The following is a 2063-nucleotide window of genomic DNA, read 5'->3' as shown; positions in this document are numbered from 1 at the left end:
TTGCCTCTGTGGTAAGAACAATTATCCCTGATCAGACAGGCATTCTCCGTTTAACGCGCCGCCCCCAACTCACCCTCAATCGGTGGATCCAGGCTTATCGGGACAGGCTGATGACCCGCCACCAAGCACTCCAATTGCCATGGCGCGGGTTCAGCGACAGAACCGTGGTACCGGCGAAGGCAGCCTGCGAACCCACTGCTGTCAGCATTGCCACGTCCGAAAGGGACCGCGCCTTGCGGGTAGACTGTGGCCATTCATGTGCGTCGGTCACTCGGTACAGCGCGCGGCTAGGGGGAACTATAATGACGGCTATGCCGCTGAACTCGGCTAATCGCTTCGCGCATGTCGATGCATTGCGATGCTTCGCCGTCTTGGTAGTAGTGGTGGCTCACGCTGGCCTCGGAGAATATATTCCGGGTGGCAGTGGTGTTACCGTATTCTTTTCTATTTCGGGCTTCATAATAACGCTGCTGTTGCTGAAAGAGCGCGAAAAGACTGCGGGATTCAGCTGGAAGGGATTTTACTGGCGTCGTTTTTTTAAGATCGCTCCGCCCTTTTTGATAGTGATTCTCATTCCTTCAATAGTTCGAGTCTTTGCTCATCCAGAAGCAGTATGGCCATTATTGTCACAGGTTTTTTTCATCTACAACTGGACGATCATCGGCGGCGAAGCACATGCGCTCCCCGGTAGCGGCGTCGTGTGGAGCCTCTCGATTGAGGAGCAATTCTACATCGTTTTCGCGTTGGTATGGATTTTCATGCACCGCAGTAAGCACTGGATCAAACTTGTGGTCGTAACGTCCGTGGTTTTAGTCGCATACGGAAACGTTGCGCGAATACTTTTCGCGGGAGATTCGGATCGGATTTACTATGGATCTGACACGCGCTTCGACGGCATTGCTCTCGGAATGCTGGCGGCAGCCGGATACTTTTGGTGGGTTCAGCAGGGCTCGCCCACTAATGTTTTCTCTCGCGTGTTCGGCAATCCCGCAGTTGTATACGCATCGGTCCTCATATTTGTCGCTTCATTGATCATCAGAGAAGAATTTTTTCGGGACACGTTGAGGTATACGCTTCAAAGCGCCTCAACATGCGGAGTCATTCTGTTCGGACTCGTGCAACCGTTCGGCGCCACAGCGCGATTTATGTTGCGCATGTCACAGTGGATGCTAGTTGAAATTATAGGGCTTGCAAGCTATTCGATCTATTTAGTACACCTCATTCTGATGAGCTGGCTTTCGCCTCACCTTCATGACTGGCCCGCGTTCGCGCGCATTCCGGCCATGGTCGCGATAGGCGTCGGAGCAGGTGTCGTGCTATACATGGCGGTCGAAAAGCCCGCCCTGCGGCTACGCAAGCGCATCGAACGTCGTTTTCGTTCCCCCTCTAAATGACTCACTCTGACTTACGACGTCGAGGGCAACCGGTAGGCGGGCTTGCAAGTACACGAGCGTCCAGCGTCCGAAATCGACGAGCGCGGTGTTGCTGATTAATCGCACGGGGCGTGAGGAACGAACTGGTGACAGGTTCGGTTTAGGGGCTCTTCGGACATGCGGTGGGGGGTGAGGCGCGCCGGGTGAGGTCCGGCGAGTAGGGGTCGAGGTCCCCGAGGATCAGAAGCGCTAACTCTCTGATCGACCGCGAGGACCTCGACGTGCTTCACCCTACTTCGGGGTGCGCTTCCGCGCGCTCTGCTTCCTCTCCGTGCGCCCGCTGCGACCTACTGCTCGGCCTGGACAGCGTCCATGTCGAGGACGTCGACCGCCGCAACGAGCTGCTAACCGTCACGATCTCGAGCCCCGCGGCGCCTGTCGGGTGCCCGTCGTGCGGGGTCGTCGCGGTGGGCCGCGGGCGCCGCCGCCGCGTGCTTCACGACGTGCCCGGCGTGACCCGGGTGCGGATCGTAGCCCGACTTGGCTCACGTTGAGCGGGTTTCGACTGGCGTAGGTCGCTGACCTGGGGTTTCTTGGCTCATCGCAATCCAGGGTGTAGCTGGGGTCTGAATCCGCCGCTCTCGAGGAGTGATCTGGCGACATAGTTCGTCAGGTTTCGGAAGCCGAGGG

General features: G+C 57.4%; 1 protein-coding gene. It reads left to right on the top strand.

What is annotated here, in order from left to right; translation table 11 throughout:
* Positions 1 to 311 precede the first annotated feature (311 nt).
* Positions 312 to 1394, top strand: coding sequence for an acyltransferase family protein (locus tag G510_RS18115; RefSeq protein ID WP_169562652.1), 1083 nt, complete (start codon positions 312 to 314; stop codon positions 1392 to 1394).
* The last annotated feature ends 669 nt before the right edge of the window (positions 1395 to 2063 follow it).

The sequence above is a fragment of the Microbacterium gubbeenense DSM 15944 genome, assembly GCF_000422745.1.
GTDB lineage: Bacteria > Actinomycetota > Actinomycetes > Actinomycetales > Microbacteriaceae > Microbacterium > Microbacterium gubbeenense.
This window is presented reverse-complemented; position numbering and strand designations above follow the sequence as displayed.

What these genes read in the sequence shown, in the direction of transcription:
- G510_RS18115 (WP_169562652.1), top strand. Translation starts at nt 312, where the DNA reads ATGCCGCTGAACTCGGCTAATCGCTTCGCGCATGTCGATGCATTGCGA.